The sequence below is a fragment of the Polaromonas sp. P1_F8 genome (genome assembly GCF_056405635.1).
In genome coordinates, this window is sequence record NZ_JBFUBS010000001.1 from 1,783,543 (window position 1) to 1,803,117 (window position 19,575).

Here is a 19,575-nt window from a genome sequence, read left to right on the forward strand (position 1 = left end):
AACCATGAGCCCCCCCATTCCCGTTCCCCAGCAGGCACGTATCCTCGTCATTGACGATGAACCGGATTTGCGCACCCTGTATGAACTGACGCTGCTCAGGGAAGGGTATCGGGTGGAGGCAGCCGGTGACCTGCTGCAGGCCCGGGAGCAGCTCAAGGCGCATCACTTCGATGCTGTGATCACCGATATGCGCCTGCCAGATGGCCTTGGCCTCGAATTACTGCGAGACATGATCGACCAGCAACGGCCCGAACGATGCGTGGTGATTACGGCCCACGGCTCGGCCGAAAATGCGGTGGAAGCACTCAAGGCCGGCGCGTTTGACTACCTCACGAAACCGGTCGACCTCAAGCAATTCCGCAGTGTCGTGGCATCGGCTGTGCAGGGTGCCAAACAGCCGGCGCAACAGGTCAAAAGCGATCGAAGCGCACCGGAACACGGCACCACCCCCTCCGCCCAGAAAAAAAATGGGGACGGCACCCAGATTCTGCAAAAGCTGGTGGGTGAGTCTGCCGTCATGCGCGCCGTCAAGTCGCGCATCGTCAAGGTGGCGGGGAGCATGGCGCCCGTCCTCATCCAGGGAGAGTCGGGCACCGGCAAGGAACTGGTGGCACGAGCCGTACACGGTTGCAGCCACCGCGCGGCAGGGCCTTTTGTCGCCGTCAATTGCAGCGCCATACCCGAGAATCTCCTCGAAGCGGAGTTTTTCGGCGCACGTAAGGGCGCCTATACCGGATCGGCGCAGGACCGGCAAGGCTACTTCCAGGCGGCCAAGGGCGGAACCCTGTTTCTCGATGAAATCGGCGACCTGCCGCTGGCCATGCAATCCAAACTTCTGCGCGCCATCCAGGAACGCACCGTCAGGCCGCTGGGTTCGCCGCAGGAGGACACCGTTGACGTGCGCATCGTCAGCGCAACGCACAAAAACCTGGCAGCGGAAGCCCAGGAAGGGACATTCCGCCAGGATCTTTATTACCGGCTCAACGTGATTGAAATTGCCGTGCCGGCCCTGCGCGAACGCAGGGAAGATTTGCCAGCACTCTGCACTGCCCTGCTGTCAAGAATCTGCCAGGAGTCCGGGTTCAAGATGCCCGAGTTGACCGACGCCGTGATGGAGCAGTTGCAGTCCAGGCCATTTAACGGCAATGTCAGGGAGCTGGAAAACATCCTGCACCGGGCCGTGGCGCTCGGCGAAGGAAGCGCGCTGCATTTTGATGCGCCGGCCGAAGAACATGTCACCGTCCCGGAAAACCTGCAGGATTATCTGGACGGGCAGGAGCGAAACATCCTGACCAAGGTTTTGCTGGAGACCGGCTTCAATCGTACCGCTGCCGCCGCGAGGCTGGGTTTGAGCCTGCGGCAGATCCGCTACCGCATTGCACGCCTGAATATCACCACGCCGGGCAATGACGACCTGGCCGACGGACTTGACCCTGCCGATGACCCCGCCTGAAAGCCCCAATGCCCTTCCCCGGCCTTTGTGGCAAAACGGCTGGTACCGCTATGCACGCCCACTGGCTTCGCCCAACTTTGGTCCACGCCCCCCCGATGCGCAGATTGACCTGATCGTCATCCACTCCATCAGCCTGCCGCCAGGTGAGTTCGGCAATGACAACGTGCAGCGCCTTTTCACCAACCAGCTCGACTGGGAGGCACACGCTTACTTTCAGGGCATTCGCGGCCTGCAGGTTTCATCGCATTTTTTTATCGCCCGAACCGGCGCATTGTGGCAGTTTGTGAGCTGTGACGACCGCGCCTGGCATGCCGGGGAATCCAGCTACCGCGGGCGCACCAACTGCAACGACGATTCCATCGGCATCGAGCTGGAAGGCCTTGAGGGAGATACCTTTGAAGCATCCCAGTATGAAACCCTGACCGGGCTGTGCGCCTCGCTTCTGCAGCGCTATCCCATTGAGCACATCGCCGGGCACGAGCACATTGCACCCGGCCGCAAGCAGGACCCAGGCACTGGCTTCAACTGGCCTCTGCTGCAAAACTCGCTGTCGTCACCGGCTAGGTGTTTTCCCGAAATCATGTGACTGGTGCACCTGCACGCACTCACCATTGCGGTGCGCCTTGCGGTTGAAATTTCTGGTTATTTTTACCGCGCCCGCAGTGACCGGCGCTCCCAACCCAAAGCCCGCGAATGACCGTGCCACAACGTTGCATCAGCTTCGCAAGCCTGATGGCATCAGGCTTTCCGCGAGGTTGAGCGGGCCGCCATCAAGCACTGATCGAGGCGTCTGGAATGGGGCCTAAAAAGCCACAAAACGTAACGGTGCATTCAGTCAGCGATACACTACCTGTAGTGGCTTGTATTCCCTCCATACCCTAGGTATAGTGTCTAAGCCCTAATTCAGTTTGATGTAATTCGGGTCAGGAAATGAAGGAGCAGGTTGATAGGCCTGTGCAATACCTCAATATATCCAGAGACCCCGAACAGCACATCAAACCACCCATAAAACAAAGCAAAGAGGAAGTCATGCAAACTGCACAACACGCGGTGCCCGTCACGTCGAGCGTTCTGGCAAGCAACCCGGCAACCGGCGATACCAACGCGCAAAGCAACCCGCTCGCCCATTACCAGATCATCCGCCGCAATGGCGGCGTGGTGCCGTTCGAACCCAACAAGATCGCCGTGGCCATGATGAAGGCTTTCCTGGCCGTGCATGGCACGCAGGGTGCGGCTTCGGCCAGCGTCCGCGAAACCGTTGACGGCCTGACCCAGGCGGTCATCCGCGCCCTGATGCGTTCGCGCCCAGGCGGCGGAACCTTTCATATAGAAGACGTTCAGGATCAGGTCGAGCTGGGCCTGATGCGCGGCGGCCACCATGAAATCGCCCGCGCTTACGTGCTGTACCGCGAGAAGCGCACGCAAGAGCGCGCACGCCAGCCGCAAACCCATGCACCTGCGGCGCCCCTGATCCATGTGACCGACCGCGGCAACCGCGTCGCGCTGGACATCCGCAACCTGCAGGCTCTGATTGAAGCGTCTTGCGCCAACCTGGGCGCAGATATCAAGCCCGACCCCATCGTTGCCGAGACCATGCGCAACCTCTATGACGGTGTGCCCATTGATGAAGTCTACAAGGCGTCCATCCTGGCAGCGCGCACCCTGATCGAGAAAGACCCTGACTACACCTACGCCACCGCACGCCTGCTGATGCACACCATCCGCCGCGAAGTGCTGGGTGAAGAAGTCAGTCAGGAAGACATGGCGATTCGCTACGCCGAGTATTTCCCGCAGTTCATCGCCAAGGGCGTACAAAACGAGCTGCTCGACGAAAAGCTCCAGCAGTTCGACCTGGCCCGCCTGGGCGCCGCGCTCAAGCCCGAACGCGACCTGAAATTCGACTACCTCGGCCTGCAAACCCTGTTTGACCGCTACTTCCTGCACGTGCGCAAACAGCGCATCGAGCTACCACAGGCTTTCTTCATGCGGGTGGCCATGGGCCTGTCGCTCAACGAGATCAACCGCGAAGAACGCGCGATCGAGTTCTATGAAATCCTCTCGTCCTTCGACTTCATGTCGAGCACGCCCACCCTGTTCAATGCCGGCACGCTGCGCTCGCAGCTGTCGTCGTGCTACCTGACGACCGTCGCCGACGACCTGGGCGGCATTTACGACGCCATCAAGGAAAACGCGCTGCTGTCCAAATTTGCCGGCGGCCTGGGCAATGACTGGACGCCTGTGCGCGCCCTGGGCGCCCATATCAAGGGCACCAACGGCGAATCGCAAGGCGTCGTGCCTTTCCTCAAAGTCGTCAACGACACCGCCGTGGCGGTCAACCAGGGCGGCAAGCGCAAGGGCGCCGTCTGCGCCTACCTGGAAACATGGCACCTGGATATTGAAGAGTTCCTGGAACTGCGCAAGAACACCGGCGACGACCGCCGCCGTACGCACGACATGAACACCGCCAACTGGATTCCCGATCTCTTCATGCGTCGCGTGATGGAAAAGGGCAGCTGGACGCTGTTCTCACCGTCCGACACGCCCGACCTGCACGACAAGTTCGGCAAGGATTTCGAAAAAATCTACACCGCCTACGAAGCCAAGGCCGAGCGCGGCGAAATCAAGCCATCCCGCAAGCTGCAGGCCACCGACATGTGGCGCAAGATGCTGTCGATGCTGTTTGAAACCGGCCACCCCTGGATCACGTTCAAGGATGCCTGCAACGTGCGCTCGCCGCAGCAGCACACCGGCGTCGTGCACTCGTCCAACCTGTGCACCGAGATCACGCTCAACACCAGCGACACCGAAACCGCCGTCTGCAACCTCGGCTCAGTCAACCTCGTCCAGCACCTGAAGGACGGCGCGGTCGACCACGAAAAACTCAAAAAGACCATCACCACGGCCATGCGCATGCTGGACAACGTGATCGACATCAACTACTACGCCGTCAAAAAGGCCCGTGATTCCAACATGCGCCATCGCCCCGTGGGCCTGGGCATCATGGGTTTCCAGGACTGCCTGTATGAACTGCGTGTTCCCTATGCTTCCCAGGAAGCCGTCGAGTTCGCCGACAAGTCCATGGAAGCCGTCTGCTACCACGCTTACTGGGCGTCAACCGAACTGGCCAAAGAGCGCGGTAAATATGCCACGTACAAAGGTTCGCTCTGGGACAAGGGCATCCTGCCGCTGGATACGCTGGACATGCTGGCCGAGCAGCGCGGCGGCTATGTGGAAGTCGACCGCTTCGCCAGCCTTGACTGGGACGCTTTGCGCAAGAAGATTGCCAAAGACGGCATGCGCAATTCCAACTGCGTGGCCATTGCGCCCACAGCCACCATCTCCAACATCATTGGGGTGGATGCCTGTATCGAACCCTGCTTTGGCAACCTGTCGGTCAAGTCCAACCTGTCGGGTGAATTCACCGTCATCAACCATTACCTGGTCCGAGACCTGAAGCGCTTGGGCCTGTGGGATGACGTGATGGTGGTGGATCTGAAGCACTTTGACGGCTCCCTGCGTCCGATCGATCGCGTGCCGCAGGACGTCAAGGCGCTCTACGCCACGGCGTTTGAGATTGAAACTTCCTGGATTGTCGAAGCGGCAGCGCGCCGCCAGAAGTGGATTGACCAGGCACAGTCGCTCAATATCTATATGGCGGGCGCGTCGGGCAAAAAGCTCGACGACACCTACAAACTGGCTTGGTTGCGCGGCCTCAAGACGACTTACTACCTGCGCACGCAAAGCGCTACGCATGCCGAGAAGTCGACTGTGACGGCCGGAAAAATGAACTCGGTTTCTTCCGGCACGGCCACCTCGGGCGGCGGCATGAGCGCGCTTGAAGCAGCAGCCGCTGCAGCTCAGGCACAGATGAGTGCATCGCCCGCGACCGACATCAAGTTCTGCGCAATCGATGACCCCGGTTGCGAGGCCTGCCAATAAAAAAACGAATCGTGTGCTGAGCTTCATCGCACGATTCGATGTAATTGAGCAACACAATTTTGTAGCGATGTGAATGAACACTTTTCATTTTGTATCGCTGCTTTCATAATCCCAAAGTATTGGAAACCTCTATGTTGACCTGGGACGAAGAAGTCAAACCATCTTTGCAAACATCTCACAACAGCGGCTTGCCTGAAGGCCGCTCGATGGAACTTCCGCCTCTTTCTTTGAATACTGCCGAGCAGCCCCAGGCGCAAGTGCGCATGCTCAACGACGGCGCGTTCGCACCTGTGCAAGCTGCAGCACCTTCTACGTCTGCCGCCGCACCCGCCAAGGCACAACGCGTCAAGGCCTCCGACAAACGCATCATCAATGGCCAGACCGACGTCAACCAGCTGGTGCCGTTCAAATACAAGTGGGCCTGGGAAAAATACCTCGCCACCTGCGCCAACCACTGGATGCCGCAGGAAGTGAACATGACGCGCGACATCGCGCTCTGGAAAGACCCGAATGGCCTGACCGAAGACGAACGCCGTCTGGTCAAGCGCAATCTGGGTTTCTTCGTGACCGCCGACTCGCTGGCCGCCAACAACATCGTGCTGGGCACCTACCGCCATATCACGGCGCCCGAATGCCGCCAGTTCCTGCTGCGCCAGGCTTTTGAAGAGGCCATCCACACCCATGCCTACCAGTACATCACTGAATCGCTGGGCCTGGACGAAGCCGAAATCTTCAACGCCTATAACGAAGTGCAATCGATCAAGGACAAGGACCAGTTCCTGATTCCTTTCATTGAAGTGATCTCCGACCCCCACTTCAAGACCGGTACCACCGAAGCTGACCAGACCCTGCTCAAGTCGCTGATTGTGTTTGCCTGCCTGATGGAAGGCCTGTTCTTCTATGTGGGCTTCACGCAGATTCTTGCCCTGGGTCGCCAGAACAAGATGACCGGCGCCGCAGAGCAGTACCAGTACATCCTGCGCGACGAGTCCATGCACTGCAACTTCGGCATCGACCTGATCAACCAGCTCAAGCTGGAAAACCCCCATCTCTGGACGGCGGAGTTCAAGGCCGAGATCAAGGCATTGTTCATGAAAGCCGTCGAACTGGAGTACCGCTACGCCGAAGACACCATGCCGCGCGGCGTGCTCGGCCTCAATGCGTCTATGTTCAAAGGCTACCTCCGCTACATTGCCAATCGCCGTGCCACACAGATCGGACTTGAAACTCTCTTCCCCAACGAGGAGAATCCGTTCCCATGGATGAGCGAAATGATCGACCTGAAAAAAGAGCGTAACTTCTTTGAAACCCGTGTGATCGAGTACCAGTCCGGTGGTGCCCTTTCCTGGGATTGATTGACCAGAAAAATACGCGAGACAAGCGAACAATGATTTCAAGAATTGCAATGACCAGTGACAGCACCGAAGAGTGCGCGTTGGGCTTTGCTCCTGTGTTCGCGGCGCTGGGACCGGTTTATCCGGGGCCCAACGCCGTGAATCGCTTTACGTACTCCAACCGTGAAGTGCTCTTTGCAACGTGATCAAGGAGAAAACTATGGCAACTGCGAAAAAAACTGCGGCTAAAAAAGCTGCTCCAAAGAAAGCCCCTGCGAAAAAAGTAGCGGCTAAGAAGGCTCCTGCGAAAAAAGCAGCAGCGAAAAAAGCTCCGGCTAAAAAAGCTCCAGCGAAAAAAGTAGCGGCCAAAAAGCCAGCTGCGAAAAAATCGCCAGCGAAAAAGCCAGCAGCCAAGAAGGTAGCGGCCAAGAAGCCAGCAGCGAAGAAAGCTGCAGCGAAAAAGCCAGCAGCCAAGAAGGCCGCGAAAAAGGTAGCGAAGAAACCAGCGGCGAAGAAAGCCGCTGCGAAAAAGCCTGCCGCCAAGAAAGCAGCGAAAAAGCCCGCTGCGAAGAAAGCCGCGAAAAAACCTGCTGCCAAAGCTGCGAAAGCACCCGCTGCAGCGGCTGCCCCTGCGGCTCAGACTACTCTGAACCCGCAAGCTGCCTGGCCGTTTCCGACAGCCAGCAAGCCGTAAGCAGTAAGGTAATTCTGCTTAGAGCCCGATATCGAAAGATGTCGGGCTTTTTTCATGGCTGGACCGTTCCTGAGGCCATCCACAATTGACACCCCTGTTTACCGCCGCCGGACCACTCCAGCCATGAAACCATTCCCCGCGCTGCCCGAACTTCCTTTTCTGCGACGGGAAAAGAATGGGAACGTTCTGATCGACATCCATGTGGTGCCCAACGCCGCCAAAACCGAGATGATGGGCCTGCATGGAGAGACCGGCCAGCAGGCGCTGCGCCTGCGATTGCAGGCACCGCCCGTGGAGGGCAAAGCCAATCAGGCCCTGGTGAAATGGCTGGCCGGTTGCCTCGGCGTTCCGCAGCAGGCGGTCACGCTGGCCCGCGGAGAGGCTTCAAGGCGCAAGCAGTTGCGCGTCAGTGCTGAAGCGGCAAGCCAGGCTGCGTGGAATGAATGGCTGAAAGCACTGGACCACCGCGAGCCATAGCCGCCCCGCCTACGACAAGGGAATGGTCGAATGCTATTAATTTAATAGCTGGCGGCGCCCATTCTGTCTTGCTCAAGCGCTGATTTGTTCGGAATTCAGCGTGTAGTTCTGGCCGCCGCGCGTGGCGATCTTGAGCGCACCCACCCGGTTCCCCAAGGCGGCGCAGCGGTCCAGCGTCCAGCCTTTTTCCAGGCCAAACAGCAAAGCGCCGCGAAAGGCATCGCCGCATCCCGTCGGGTCAACTACTGCTTCGGCTTTCACCGGCGGCACCAGAGTTTTCTCGCCGCCAATCCAGACCTCGCAACCTTCCGCGCCCAGCGTCACCACCAGGCCCTGCACCCGGCGGGACAATTCGGCGCATGACAGGCCCGTGCGGTCGCACAGCATTTTGGCCTCGTAATCGTTGACGGTCACCCAAGTGGAAAGCTCCACAAAGTGGGAAAGCTCCTTGCCGTCAAACATGGGAAGGCCCTGGCCTGGATCAAAAACGAAGGGGATACCGGCCAGCTTGAACTGCTCGGCATGCTGCAGCATGGCATCGCGCCCGTCAGGCGAGATAATGCCCAGCTTGATGTCATCGCGTGCGTCAATGCGGGTGATATGGGCCTGCATCATGGCACCCGGATGAAAAGCCGTGATCTGGTTGTTGTCCCGGTCGGTCATGATCATCGCCTGAGCCGTATAGGTGTCGCCCACCTGCCGCACAAATTCCGTGCTGATGCCCAGCGTCTTCATGCGCTCCACATACTCGGCGCCGTCGCTGCCGACCGTGGCCATGGGCAACGGCTTGCCGCCAAGCTGCTGCAGGCTGTAGGCGATATTGCCGGCGCAACCACCGAACTCGCGGCGCAGCGCCGGCACCAGAAACGACACATTCAGGATATGCAACTGGTCGGGCAGTATCTGCTCCGAAAAGCGCCCCTCAAAGGTCATGATGGTGTCAAACGCCAGGGAGCCACAAATAACAGCAGACATTCAGTTCTCTCGTTTCAATCAGGGGTAAAAAACCAGGACACGGTAGCCAGCCACTCGCAAGGGAGCCGCCGGCGCAGAAGACGGCGGCGACCCGGCGATTTGGCGCCAAACTGTGCCGGCGTCAGGATGCGGCGCACCACGGCCTGGTCCTGCGAATCGGTCAGGGTCACTTCCAGGGACGGCATTTCCAGCAGCGTCACACCCGTGTTTTTGAGCGTAAAACTGAGGCGATAGGCATCAGGGCCGATGCGGTTGAAGGTGGAGCTGTCTATGACCAGCGACTCGATATGCCGCGGCGCACGAATGTCACAGTGCAACTGGCCGCAAATGCCCTGAAGCGCCGGCACAAGCCGGGGCTCCAGGGCGGCCAGCGTGTCCCTTTGCTGGACAGCCCACTGCAAGACCAGCACGGCCAGCAGCAGCAGGGATAGCAAGGCCATGGTCCACCGGGTCAGCGGCCGTTTCCAGAACGCCTTGCGCCTGGCCTCCCGCACAAAAGACACATCGTGCTCCACGCGCGAATCCGGCATGCCGGAGTCCACATCCGAAAAGGCAAAACTGGAATCATCATCGACCGCCGGACGCACCATCACCGGCCGGCGGGCTGGGGGCTCATCCGGCAACACGCTATCGGGCAGTTCCATCGGATCCTGCTGGCGTTCCTGTTGGGCCCGCTTCCAGCGTACAGGGTCAAAATCAGCCGCGCTGTCCTGCGCATCGGCAGGACCAGTGCCGGAAGGCCTTAGCGGCACCCGGTCGGCAAATGACCTGGCCGGCGCCCATTCCTGTGAGTCCGCAGCAGCGGCAACAGCCACGACTGGCGGCGCCGGCGCAGAAGGGACAAATTCCGGCAGCGGCATGGGTTCGGTGTCCGCGACCGCAAACGGTACGGCGGGCACGGGCGATGCCATGTCACGCGGCAGCAGATGCGCGGACGCATCAAAGACTTCAGCGCAATGCCCGCATCGCACCCAGCCCTGTGAGACTTTGAGTTGGTCGGTCACGACTTTGAACATCGTGCCGCATGCGGGGCAGCGCGTAATCAGGCTCATTTAGCGCTGTATTGTAGGGGGCTCACCCCCGCTGACGGCCTGAAAACCGCCATGCGCGGGATTGAGCCGGCTCAGAAGCCAGCGGTCATCAAAATCCAGCCTTCTTGCGCATCGTGCACGGTGAGCTGGCAATAGGGCGCGTAGGCCTCCTTCAGTTCCTCCGCCTGGCGATCCAGAATGCCGGCCAGCACGAGATGGCCGCCCTTTTCAACGTGCGTGCACAACAGCGGCGCCAGCACCTTGAGCGGCGTCGCGAGGATGTTGGCCAGCACCGTCTGGTACTGGCCGGATGCCTTGTCGGGCAAGCCGGCGTTGAGCGCCACATGGTTGGCTTCGGCATTGGCGCGCGTCGACTCCACGGCGGCCGGGTCAATGTCGACGGCGTCGATGTCCCGCGCGCCGAACTTGGCCGCACCAATGGCCAGGATGCCCGAGCCGCAACCGTAGTCCAGCACACGGCCAAAGTTTTTGCCGGCAGCACCCTGGCCGGCAATCCAGCGAAGGCACATGCGGGTGGTGGGGTGAGTGCCCGTTCCGAATGCCAGGCCCGGATCCAGCCGGATCAATTGTTTGGCCTCCGCGGGCGGCTCGTGCCAGGTCGGCACGATCCAGAACTCGGGGGTGATGTCGACCGGCGAGAATTGCGATTGCGTCAGCCGCACCCAGTCCTGGTCAGGCACCGGCTGGACAGCCACCACCCGGCAGCCCGCAAAAAAGTCTTGCGCAGACAGCACGCTGGCCGCGTCACGCGCCAGGGCTTCGGTGGCAAACAGCGACACGATGCGCGACCGCTCCCAGCCCGCCTTGGGCGGCGGCATGTCCGGCTCGCCAAACAGCGCCTGCTCAGCCGGCGTCTGCGCATCGGCATCCTCCACCGACACACTGAGCGCATCCAGCGCATCCAGCGCCTCGCTCAAGGTTTCGACTTCGTCGACGGGGGCCAGCAGGATCAGTTCAAACATGGTTTATCCAGAGGAAGTTGGATACAACAGGACTCGAGGCAACCCATTCAAGCATGAGCCGCGGGACTGGCTTTGCCAGACCGCAGGCGGGCGGCCCCCTCGGGGGGCAGGAAGCTACACGAAGTGAGCGACCGTGGGGGCTTTATCTCTCTCGTTTCGAGAGCCACTCTTCAAGATAGTGGATGTTGGTGCCGCCGTCCATGAACTTGGCGTCCACCATCAGCTCGCGGTGCAGCGGGATATTGGTGTTGATACCTTCAACCACGGTTTCAGCCAGCGCGGTACTCATACGGGCCAGCGCCTGCTCGCGCGTGTCGCCGTGAACAATGATCTTGCCGATCATGGAGTCGTAGTTGGGCGGCACAAAGTAATTGGCATAAATGTGCGAGTCCACCCGCACGCCCGGCCCGCCCGGCGTGTGCCAGGTCGTGATACGGCCCGGCGAAGGCACGAACTTGTAGGGGTCTTCCGCGTTGATGCGGCATTCAATCGAGTGGCCCTTGAGCTGGATGTCGCGCTGGGCAAAAGGCAGCTTTTCACCGGCCGCCACCATGATCTGGGTGCGCACGATGTCCACGCCGGTGATCCATTCGGTGACCGGATGCTCGACCTGGACACGCGTGTTCATCTCGATGAAGTAGAACTCGCCGTTTTCGTAGAGAAACTCAAAGGTGCCCGCGCCACGGTAGCCGATCTTTTTGACGGCGGCGACGCAGCGCTCACCAATGCGCTCGATCAGCTTGCGCGGAATCCCGGGCGCCGGCGCTTCTTCGATGACTTTCTGGTGGCGGCGCTGCATGGAACAGTCGCGTTCACCCAGCCAGACCGCATTCTTGTGCTGGTCGGCCAGGATCTGGATTTCGATGTGCCGCGGGTTCTGGAGAAATTTCTCCATGTAGACCTCGGGGTTGCCGAAAGCCGCGCCGGCTTCGGCCTTGGTGGTCTGCACCGCGTGCAGCAGGGCTGCCTCGGTGTGCACCACGCGCATGCCGCGCCCACCGCCGCCGCCCGCCGCCTTGATGATGACGGGGTAGCCGACCTGCTTGGCGGTGCGCTTGATGACGACCGGGTCGTCGGGCAAGGCGCCTTCAGAGCCAGGCACACAGGGCACACCGGCCTTGATCATGGTCTGCTTGGCCGAGACCTTGTCGCCCATGATGCGGATCGACTCCGGCGTGGGGCCGATGAACTTGAAGCCGCTTTTTTCCACGCGCTCGGCGAAGTCGGCGTTTTCGCTCAGGAAACCGTATCCGGGGTGGATGGCTTCAGCATCCGTCACCTCGGCCGCCGAGATGATGGCCGGCATGTTGAGGTAGCTGTCTTTGGAAGGCGCCGGGCCGATGCAGACCGACTCGTCGGCCAGCTTGATGTATTTGGCCTCGCGGTCGGCTTCGGAATAGACCATCACGGCCTTCACGCCGAGTTCGCGGCAGGCGCGCTGGATGCGCAGGGCAATCTCACCCCTGTTGGCGATCAGTATTTTCTTGAACATGCGTCGGTCAGCCTGGTTTGGAAAGGAGGCAAGGCGCCCGCTTACTCAATGATGAAGAGGGGTTGGCCGTATTCGACAGCCTGGCCGTTTTCCGAAAGGATCTTGGTGACGGTGCCCGATTTGTCGGCTTCGATCTCGTTGAGGATCTTCATGGCCTCGATGATGCAGATGGTTTCGCCTTCCTTGATGACGCTGCCGAGTTCGACAAAAGGCTTGGCGCCGGGGCTGGCAGAGCGATAAAAAGTGCCCACCATGGGCGACTTGACGGCATGGCCGGCGGGGGCTGCGGGCGCCGCCTCGGCGACCGGCGCGGCAGGCGCGCCGGCCGCGGGCGCCGCTGCGGGAGCTGCTACCATGGCAACCGGCTGCTGCATCACCAGGGGGGCGCCGCTGGATTTGACGATACGCACCTTGCCTTCAGCTTCAGTGATCTCCAGCTCGGAGACGTTGGACTCTGAGACGAGGTCGATCAGGGTCTTGAGTTTTCTTAAATCCATAGGTTCTCTCCAACGGCGGTAGATGCTGGCGCGGGATCTCGGCGCAGCTTTTTTGACTGAAAGGCTGGAAACGGGAGGCACTTGACGCGGCCACCGATCTTCCTTCTTTTTTCACTTACTTTCTGCTTTTACGCTTTAAAGCGCTTATCAGTTAATTACTGCGGGGACGAGCCAGGCGGCTTACCCCGGGAAAGCGCAGAGTGTACATCAAGCCGGAGGCCATTCCCCACCGTCTGGCGGCTGGCGGCTCCGCCTCAAAAAACTCATGGAAGATGCCGTTAGAAGCTGTTCCCGGCTGTTACCGAAGGTTTCGATGCAGCACGGCCCATCAGCAATGTTCTGCCGCTAATTGAGCTTGGCCCAGAGCGCCAGGTCTTCCGGCAGGACTTTGCCGATCTTGCGATGAAGCAGTTCGCCGGAAGCGCTGAACACCGCGGTAAAAGGCAGGCTGCCTGCGAGATTTCCCAGCGATTTGCTGAGCTCGGTTCCGCCCAGACCGGCCATGCCGACCGGAAAATGCAGCGGTCTGGTTTGCAGCCAGGTTCGCACCGCGCTGGGCTGGTCGACAGCCAAACCCAGCACTTGCAGGTTTTTATCGCGATTTTCCTGGTAGAAGTAATCCAATAATGGCAACTCCTCCACACAGGGCGGGCACCAGGTGGCCCAGAAATTTACCAACAGCAGCTTGCCGCGAAAGCTGCTCATGGACAGGTTCTTGCCGTCGGGCGTGTCGAAGTTCAGGCTCCAGAATGCGTCGGTCGCGCTGCCAGATGTACTGCCGGGAGTGGGCGCCACCACTTTTTCATCCACCGCGTGAGGCTGGAATTTCCACCAGGCGACGCCTGCACCCGCCAGGCCGGCCAAGGCGGCGGCGCCGCCATAAAGCATGTTTCTGCGGTTCACGTGTCTGAAGTTCCGGGTTGGGGGGAGAGCAATTTTTGCACGGCAGCCAGGTCGCCCCGCGGGGTTCGTCCCTTGGCGTCCGGCCGCAGGGCGCCGCGCAGATCGTCGTGGTCATAGACCATCAGGTGCACGCCCACCGTCTCATTCAAAGGTTTGCACACACTTCGCAGGCTGAGCGCTTCCACGCTGTCACCGGTAAAACCGGTCACGGTACGCGGCTCGTAGTCGACATTGTGCTCAATCAGGGCAATCTCGGCTGATTTGGGGTCATCACAGAACAGCTGGATATAAATGTCGGACAGCCGCGTGGCCGTGCCATGCCAGACGGCGCCGCCCAGGTAGGGCCGAAATTGCACCAGCCGCTCCATCCAGACCAGCGCCAGCTCACGCAGGGCCGCCAGCTCGGCAGGCTGGGTGTCGGCACAGAAAAGCGCGATGTATTCGCGGACGGCGTCTTCCAGCTCGTCATTGCCCGGCAGTTCGGTACGGGCGGGCAATGCCATCTGTTTGACGGCGCGGCGTTTGGCCGGACCATATTCCAGCCCTTCTTCCACCACCAGCGCGGCGGCCGTGGCGGCGATTTCGGATTTAAGGGTATGAGGTGTCAAGATCGGCTGGCTTCGACCCGGAAAAGGCCAAATCGAAGGTCAATGGGTGATGCGGATAAATGATGCGGGTGCGGGCGAAGCGATTGTGCCCCGGGTTGGGTTCCCGCCAGACGCTAAAGTTCACCCGGACCCATGGCGCACCCGACCGCTATGAAATCAATAGCTGCTTGCGCCCGTCCGCCTTGGCCAGAAAGCTCTTTACCCATGAATTTCCACTCAACTATCGGACCCGGGCCTATGGGGCCCGCGGGAAGCCCTGCCTAGAATACAGGCCATGCACATACATATTCTGGGAATCTGCGGCACCTTCATGGGAGGCCTGGCCGCACTGGCGCGGGAAGCAGGGCACAAAGTGACAGGCTGCGACACCGGCGTCTACCCGCCCATGAGCGACCAGCTGCGCGGTTTGGGGATTGAGCTGATCGAGGGCTACGGGGCCGACCAGATGGCCTTCGAGCCCGACGTGTTCGTGGTCGGCAACGTGGTGTCGCGTGCCCGGCTTGCCGATGGCAGCGCCAAATACCCGCTCATGGAAGCCATCCTGAACAGCGGCAAGCCTTATACCAGCGGCCCACAATGGCTCTCGGGCCATGTGCTCCACCACCCGACCCACCACCCGACCGGGCCACGCCATGTGCTGGCGGTGGCCGGCACGCACGGCAAGACCACCACCACGGCCATGCTGGCCTGGATTCTCGAAGCTGCCGGGCTGAAACCGGGTTTCCTGGTCGGCGGCGTGCCGCTGAACTTCGGTGTATCCGCCCGGCTGGGCGAAGGCAATACCTTTGTCATCGAGGCCGACGAATACGACACCGCCTTTTTCGACAAGCGCAGCAAGTTCGTGCATTACCGTCCACGCACGGCCATCCTGAACAACCTCGAGTTCGACCACGCCGACATTTTTGACGATCTGGCCGCCATCGAGCGGCAGTTTCACCATTTGGTGCGCACCATCCCTTCACAAGGCCGCGTGGTCGTCAATGCCGCCGAGGCCAGCCTGCAGCGCGTGCTGGCCCAGGGCTGCTGGAGTGAGCAGCTGCTCTTCGGCAACGGCCTGCTGAACAAGAGCGGCTTCATGGCCCACGGCGAGCCCCACGACTTTCATGTGCTCAAGGCCGGCGAGGCCGTGGCCCACGTGCAGTGGGGCATCAGCGGCGTGCACAACCAGCTCAATGCGCTGGCCGCCATCGCGGCGGCTGAGCACGTCGGCGTGGCGCCCGAAGCCGCGGCCCGGGCGCTGGCGGAGTTCCAGAACGTCAAGCGCCGCATGGAAGTGCGCGGCGTGATCGCGCGCAAAGACGGCGACATCACGGTGTATGACGACTTCGCCCACCACCCCACCGCCATCCACACCACGGTGGACGGCCTGCGCCGCCAGCTGCAAAGCGCAGGCCGGGGCAGCGAACGCATTCTTGCCATCTTTGAGCCGCGCAGCAACACCATGAAGCTGGGCGCCATGACGGCCCAGCTGCCCTGGAGCCTGGAGCAGGCCGATCTGGCGTTTTGCCACGCCGGCGGACTGGACTGGGATGCGCGCGCCGCGCTCGCGCCCATGGGGAATCGCGCGCAGGTGGCCGGCACCATTGACCAGCTGATCGAACAGGTGCTGGCCGCAGCGCAGCCGGGCGACCACTTGCTGTGCATGAGCAACGGCGGGTTTGGCGGGATTCACGCAAAACTGCTGCAGGCGCTGAAAGCCTGACGGCGGCCCCGCTGGCCCGGTTTAATAGGCAGGCCGGTGACTTCTTAAACCCAGCATGAGCCCCGGAACCGGCTTTGCCGGGCCGTAGGGCGGGCGGCCCCCTCGGGGGGCAGCGACTCACACAAAGTGGGGAAGCGTGGGGGCCTTAAAAACTGATGCTGAGTGTTGTGACATCTACATGCACAACCGGCTTGCCCAGCGCCGCGCTCGACGCCCGGGCAAATTCCTGAGCCCACTTGGCTTCGGCAAACTTCACCGGCCCAGCCGCCTGGGCTACCACCACCACCTTGTCGGCGGTCAGCAGTTTGCCCGTGGGCCGAAGCGGCTCACAGCCCATTTGCGTGAACTGGTCGTCCAGCCACCAGCGCGCCACATCGTGCGGCATGGGCTGCACTTCGTTGAGATCCAGCCGGATGGGCGCGACGCCCTTGAAGGTCACACTGACTTCGCTGCGCATGATGGGCTCCTGATCAGGGGTTCATGGTCGGCGACTTGCGGGCCCGGCGGCTATTCGCACAAACCCGCGCGTCGGCAAACCTTACTTCTTGGCCCGGCGCGCCTGCACGGCGGTCGACAGGATTTCCAGCACATCCAGCGAGTCGTTCCAGCCCAGGCAGGCGTCGGTGATGCTTTTGCCGTATTCCAGCGCTTTGGAGTCGTCCTTGCCGGGCGTGAATTTCTGCGCGCCGGGGTTGAGGTGGCTTTCCACCATCAGGCCGAACACATGGCGCGAACCACCCGCCACCTGGCCGGCGATGTCGCGCGCCACTTCGACCTGCTTTTCGTGCTGCTTGGAGCTGTTGGCGTGACTGCAGTCGACCATCAGCGTGGCCGGCAGCTTGGAGGCTTCGAGTTCCTTGCAGGCTGCGCCGACGCTGGCCGCGTCGTAGTTGGGCGCCTTGCCGCCGCGCAAAATCACGTGGCAGTCTTTGTTGCCATTGGTCTGCACGATGGCGACCTGGCCGTTTTTGTGCACCGACAGGAAATGGTGGCCGCGCGCCGCCGCCTGGATGGCGTCGGTCGCGATACGGATGTTGCCGTCGGTGCCGTTCTTGAAGCCGATGGGCGCCGAGAGACCCGAAGCCAGCTCGCGGTGCACCTGGCTTTCGGTGGTGCGAGCGCCGATGGCACCCCAGGAAATCAGGTCGCCAATGTACTGCGGCGAGATCACGTCGAGGAACTCGCTGCCGGCTGGCAGGCCGAGGCGGTTGATGTCGATCAGCAGCTGGCGCGCGATGCGCAGGCCTTCGTCGATGCGGAAGGTTTCGTCCAGGTAGGGGTCGTTGATCAACCCCTTCCAGCCGACCGTGGTGCGTGGCTTTTCGAAGTAGACGCGCATCACGATTTCCAGCGTGCCCTCGAACTTCTTGCGCTGCTCAACGAGCTTGCGGGCATATTCCAGCGCGGCCATCGGGTCGTGGATGGAGCAAGGCCCGACGACGACAAGCAGGCGGTCATCCTTGCCCTGGATGATGTTGTGGATACTTTTACGGGTTTTGCTGATCAGCGTCTCGACGGCGGTGCCGCGGATCGGGAAAAAGCGGATGAGATGCTCGGGAGGGGGTAACACGGTGATGTCCTTGATGCGTTCGTCGTCGGTCTGGCTGGTCTTTTCGACGGTCGCATACCAGTTGTCGCTGGCGGAGGTGGGCTTGGCATTCATCGCTGTTTTCCTTTTCTTTCGGGATATCAATCAGGTCGTCACAAATCAGGTCATTTGAAAAATTGAACGGGCAAAAAAAAACCGCCGGAGGCCGGCGGTTTTTGGAGAATCGGTGCGTTTTATCGGGTCACGCGTTGATCTCTCTACCGCCGGAAGCGCTTGAGAACCAAAAGTAACCGAAGTAAAACTTGGCCGAATTCATAAGCTGAAATGTAGCACAGGTCAAAAACAGGCTAATTCAGGCCTGAATCAGGCCGTTCCGCCCACCGTGAGGCCGTCGATGCGCAGCGTCGGCTGGCCGACGCCCACCGGCACGCTCTGGCCTTCCTTGCCGCAGGTGCCTACGCCGCTGTCCAGCGCCATGTCGTTGCCCATCATGGTGACGCGGGTCAGCGCGTCGGGGCCGTTGCCCACAATCGTCGCGCCCTTGACGGGATACAGAATCTTGCCGTTTTCGACCCAGAAGGCTTCGCTGGCCGAAAACACGAACTTGCCGGAGGTGATGTCGACCTGGCCGCCGCCGAAATTGGTGGCGTAGAGGCCCTTTTTGATGCTGGCCACGATTTCTTCGGGCTGCTTGTCGCCGCCCAGCATGTAGGTGTTGGTCATGCGCGGCATGGGCACATGGGCGTAGCTTTCACGGCGGCCGTTGCCCGTGGGCTTGACCTTCATCAGGCGCGCATTCAGCGAATCCTGGATGTAGCCCTTCAGGATGCCGTCTTCAATCAGCACATTGCGCTGGCTGGCGTTGCCTTCGTCGTCGACGTTGAGGGAGCCGCGGCGGTCGGCAATCGTGCCGTCGTCCAGCACGGTAACACCCTTGGCTGCCACGCGCTGACCGATCTTGCCGGAAAACGCACTGGAGCCCTTGCGGTTGAAGTCACCTTCCAGGCCATGGCCGATGGCTTCGTGCAACAGGATGCCGGGCCAGCCCGAACCCAGCACCACAGTCATTTCACCGGCCGGCGCGGGGCGCGCGTCCAGGTTGGTCAATGCCGCTTTCACAGCATCGTTCACATATTCGGCGATCTGGGCGTCGTCAAAGTAGGCCAGGCCAAAACGCCCGCCGCCGCCGCCCGAACCGACTTCGCGCCGGCCCTTCTGCTCGGCAATCACCGTCACGCTCAGGCGCACCAGCGGGCGCACGTCGGCGGCCAGCGTGCCGTCGGCGCGGGCCACCATCACCACGTCGTATTCGCTGGCCAGACCCGCCATGACCTGCACGATGCGCGGATCCTTGGCTTTGGCGAGTTTTTCCACCTTCTCCAGCAACTTGACCTTGGCGGTGCTGTCCAGCGTGGCGATCGGGTCCAGTCCCTGGTAGAGCGAACGGCTGCCGGCGATGCGGCGGGCCGGCGTCTTCACGCGGGCTGATTTGCCGCCGGCGGAAATGCTGCGCACAGTGCGCGCCGCGTCGAGCAGTGAGGCCTCGGAAATGTCATCGGAATAGGCAAAAGCGGTTTTTTCGCCGCTGACGGCGCGCACGCCCACACCCTGGTCGATGCTGAAGGAACCAGTCTTCACGATGCCCTCTTCCAGGCTCCAGCCTTCGCTGCGGGTGTACTGGAAGTAGAGATCGGCGTCGTCGGCGCCATGGGAGGTGATTTCGCCCAGCGCGCGGCTCAGATGCGCCTGCGTGAGGCCGAAAGGCGCCAGCAGCAACTTTTCAGCAATCGCCAACCGCCCCGACGTCGACTCCGCAGTCGGTCGGGCCGTCGATGAGACCGTGGACTTGTTGGAGGCGGAGACGGGGGTGGAGCGAAGTGAGGTCATTGGGCCATTGTAGGCAGTCTGCCTTCCAGGCGCGCAGGCCTCGCCGCGCCG

The 19,575-nt window shown here is 61.2% G+C and carries 18 protein-coding genes; 8 read left to right on the forward strand and 10 right to left on the reverse strand.

Annotated features, from left to right (window positions below):
- The first annotated feature begins 4 nt into the window (after positions 1 to 4).
- The 7 genes from AC1D1J_RS08480 to AC1D1J_RS08510 all read left to right on the forward strand — a co-directional run bounded on the left by AC1D1J_RS08480 (position 5) and on the right by AC1D1J_RS08510 (position 7,897).
- Positions 5 to 1,453, forward strand: coding sequence for a sigma-54-dependent transcriptional regulator (locus tag AC1D1J_RS08480; protein WP_477694401.1), 1,449 nt, complete (start codon positions 5 to 7; stop codon positions 1,451 to 1,453).
- On the forward strand, positions 1,440 to 2,039 hold the full coding sequence (ampD, locus tag AC1D1J_RS08485; protein ID WP_477694402.1) for a 1,6-anhydro-N-acetylmuramyl-L-alanine amidase AmpD: 600 nt from the start codon (positions 1,440 to 1,442) through the stop codon (positions 2,037 to 2,039). Before AC1D1J_RS08480 ends, ampD begins: the two co-directional genes overlap by 14 nt.
- Before the next feature lie 443 nt (positions 2,040 to 2,482).
- A complete protein-coding gene (locus AC1D1J_RS08490) occupies positions 2,483 to 5,392 on the forward strand; it encodes a ribonucleoside-diphosphate reductase subunit alpha (protein ID WP_477694403.1) in 2,910 nt (969 codons plus the stop codon).
- A gap of 131 nt (positions 5,393 to 5,523) precedes the next feature.
- Positions 5,524 to 6,747, forward strand: coding sequence for a ribonucleotide-diphosphate reductase subunit beta (locus tag AC1D1J_RS08495; RefSeq protein ID WP_477668370.1), 1,224 nt, complete (start codon positions 5,524 to 5,526; stop codon positions 6,745 to 6,747).
- A gap of 50 nt (positions 6,748 to 6,797) precedes the next feature.
- Complete coding sequence (locus tag AC1D1J_RS08500; protein ID WP_457281068.1) at positions 6,798 to 6,932, forward strand: hypothetical protein; 135 nt, start codon at positions 6,798 to 6,800, stop codon at positions 6,930 to 6,932.
- 14 nt (positions 6,933 to 6,946) lie between these two features.
- On the forward strand, positions 6,947 to 7,420 hold the full coding sequence (locus tag AC1D1J_RS08505; protein WP_431098248.1) for a histone H1-like DNA-binding protein: 474 nt from the start codon (positions 6,947 to 6,949) through the stop codon (positions 7,418 to 7,420).
- A 123-nt stretch (positions 7,421 to 7,543) separates the two neighbouring features.
- Positions 7,544 to 7,897: a DUF167 domain-containing protein gene (locus tag AC1D1J_RS08510; RefSeq protein WP_477694404.1), complete on the forward strand. Its 354-nt coding sequence runs from the start codon at positions 7,544 to 7,546 to the stop codon at positions 7,895 to 7,897.
- A gap of 72 nt (positions 7,898 to 7,969) precedes the next feature.
- Here the strand turns inward: AC1D1J_RS08510 and AC1D1J_RS08515 are convergent, their stop codons facing one another.
- The 7 genes from AC1D1J_RS08515 to AC1D1J_RS08545 form a co-directional block, all read right to left on the reverse strand.
- Entirely contained in the window at positions 7,970 to 8,872 is a 903-nt protein-coding gene (locus AC1D1J_RS08515) for a carbohydrate kinase family protein (protein ID WP_477687281.1), read from the reverse strand.
- A gap of 14 nt (positions 8,873 to 8,886) precedes the next feature.
- Positions 8,887 to 9,924 (reverse strand): DUF3426 domain-containing protein, encoded by a 1,038-nt coding sequence (locus tag AC1D1J_RS08520; RefSeq protein ID WP_477694405.1) that lies wholly within the window; start codon positions 9,922 to 9,924, stop codon positions 8,887 to 8,889.
- Between the two features lie 71 nt (positions 9,925 to 9,995).
- A complete protein-coding gene (gene prmA / locus AC1D1J_RS08525; protein WP_477687279.1) occupies positions 9,996 to 10,886 on the reverse strand; it encodes a 50S ribosomal protein L11 methyltransferase in 891 nt (296 codons plus the stop codon).
- A 142-nt stretch (positions 10,887 to 11,028) separates the two neighbouring features.
- Positions 11,029 to 12,378 carry an acetyl-CoA carboxylase biotin carboxylase subunit gene (gene accC / locus AC1D1J_RS08530; protein WP_457281072.1) on the reverse strand — a complete coding sequence of 450 codons (1,350 nt, stop codon included), beginning with the start codon at positions 12,376 to 12,378 and terminating at the stop codon, positions 11,029 to 11,031.
- 41 nt (positions 12,379 to 12,419) lie between these two features.
- A complete protein-coding gene (accB, locus tag AC1D1J_RS08535) occupies positions 12,420 to 12,875 on the reverse strand; it encodes an acetyl-CoA carboxylase biotin carboxyl carrier protein (RefSeq protein ID WP_457281073.1) in 456 nt (151 codons plus the stop codon).
- Positions 12,876 to 13,220: 345 nt separating this feature from the next.
- Entirely contained in the window at positions 13,221 to 13,778 is a 558-nt protein-coding gene (locus tag AC1D1J_RS08540; RefSeq protein WP_477694406.1) for a TlpA disulfide reductase family protein, read from the reverse strand.
- Positions 13,775 to 14,386: a hypothetical protein gene (locus AC1D1J_RS08545; RefSeq protein WP_457281075.1), complete on the reverse strand. Its 612-nt coding sequence runs from the start codon at positions 14,384 to 14,386 to the stop codon at positions 13,775 to 13,777. The genes AC1D1J_RS08540 and AC1D1J_RS08545 overlap by 4 nt, the downstream gene beginning before the upstream one ends.
- A 274-nt stretch (positions 14,387 to 14,660) precedes the next feature.
- Between AC1D1J_RS08545 and mpl the strand changes: the two genes are divergently transcribed.
- The gene (gene mpl, locus AC1D1J_RS08550) at positions 14,661 to 16,088 is read left to right on the forward strand and encodes a UDP-N-acetylmuramate:L-alanyl-gamma-D-glutamyl-meso-diaminopimelate ligase (protein ID WP_477687276.1); all 1,428 of its coding nucleotides are present in this window, start codon (positions 14,661 to 14,663) and stop codon (positions 16,086 to 16,088) included.
- 145 nt (positions 16,089 to 16,233) lie between these two features.
- Here mpl and AC1D1J_RS08555 read toward each other — a convergent pair whose 3' ends face one another.
- The 3 genes from AC1D1J_RS08555 to tldD all read right to left on the reverse strand — a co-directional run bounded on the left by AC1D1J_RS08555 (position 16,234) and on the right by tldD (position 19,524).
- Entirely contained in the window at positions 16,234 to 16,545 is a 312-nt protein-coding gene (locus AC1D1J_RS08555; protein WP_477687275.1) for a hypothetical protein, read from the reverse strand.
- Between the two features lie 81 nt (positions 16,546 to 16,626).
- Positions 16,627 to 17,751, reverse strand: coding sequence for a 3-deoxy-7-phosphoheptulonate synthase (locus AC1D1J_RS08560; RefSeq protein WP_477694407.1), 1,125 nt, complete (start codon positions 17,749 to 17,751; stop codon positions 16,627 to 16,629).
- 249 nt (positions 17,752 to 18,000) lie between these two features.
- The gene (gene tldD / locus AC1D1J_RS08565; protein WP_477694408.1) at positions 18,001 to 19,524 is read right to left on the reverse strand and encodes a metalloprotease TldD; all 1,524 of its coding nucleotides are present in this window, start codon (positions 19,522 to 19,524) and stop codon (positions 18,001 to 18,003) included.
- Between the last annotated feature and the right edge of the window lie 51 nt (positions 19,525 to 19,575).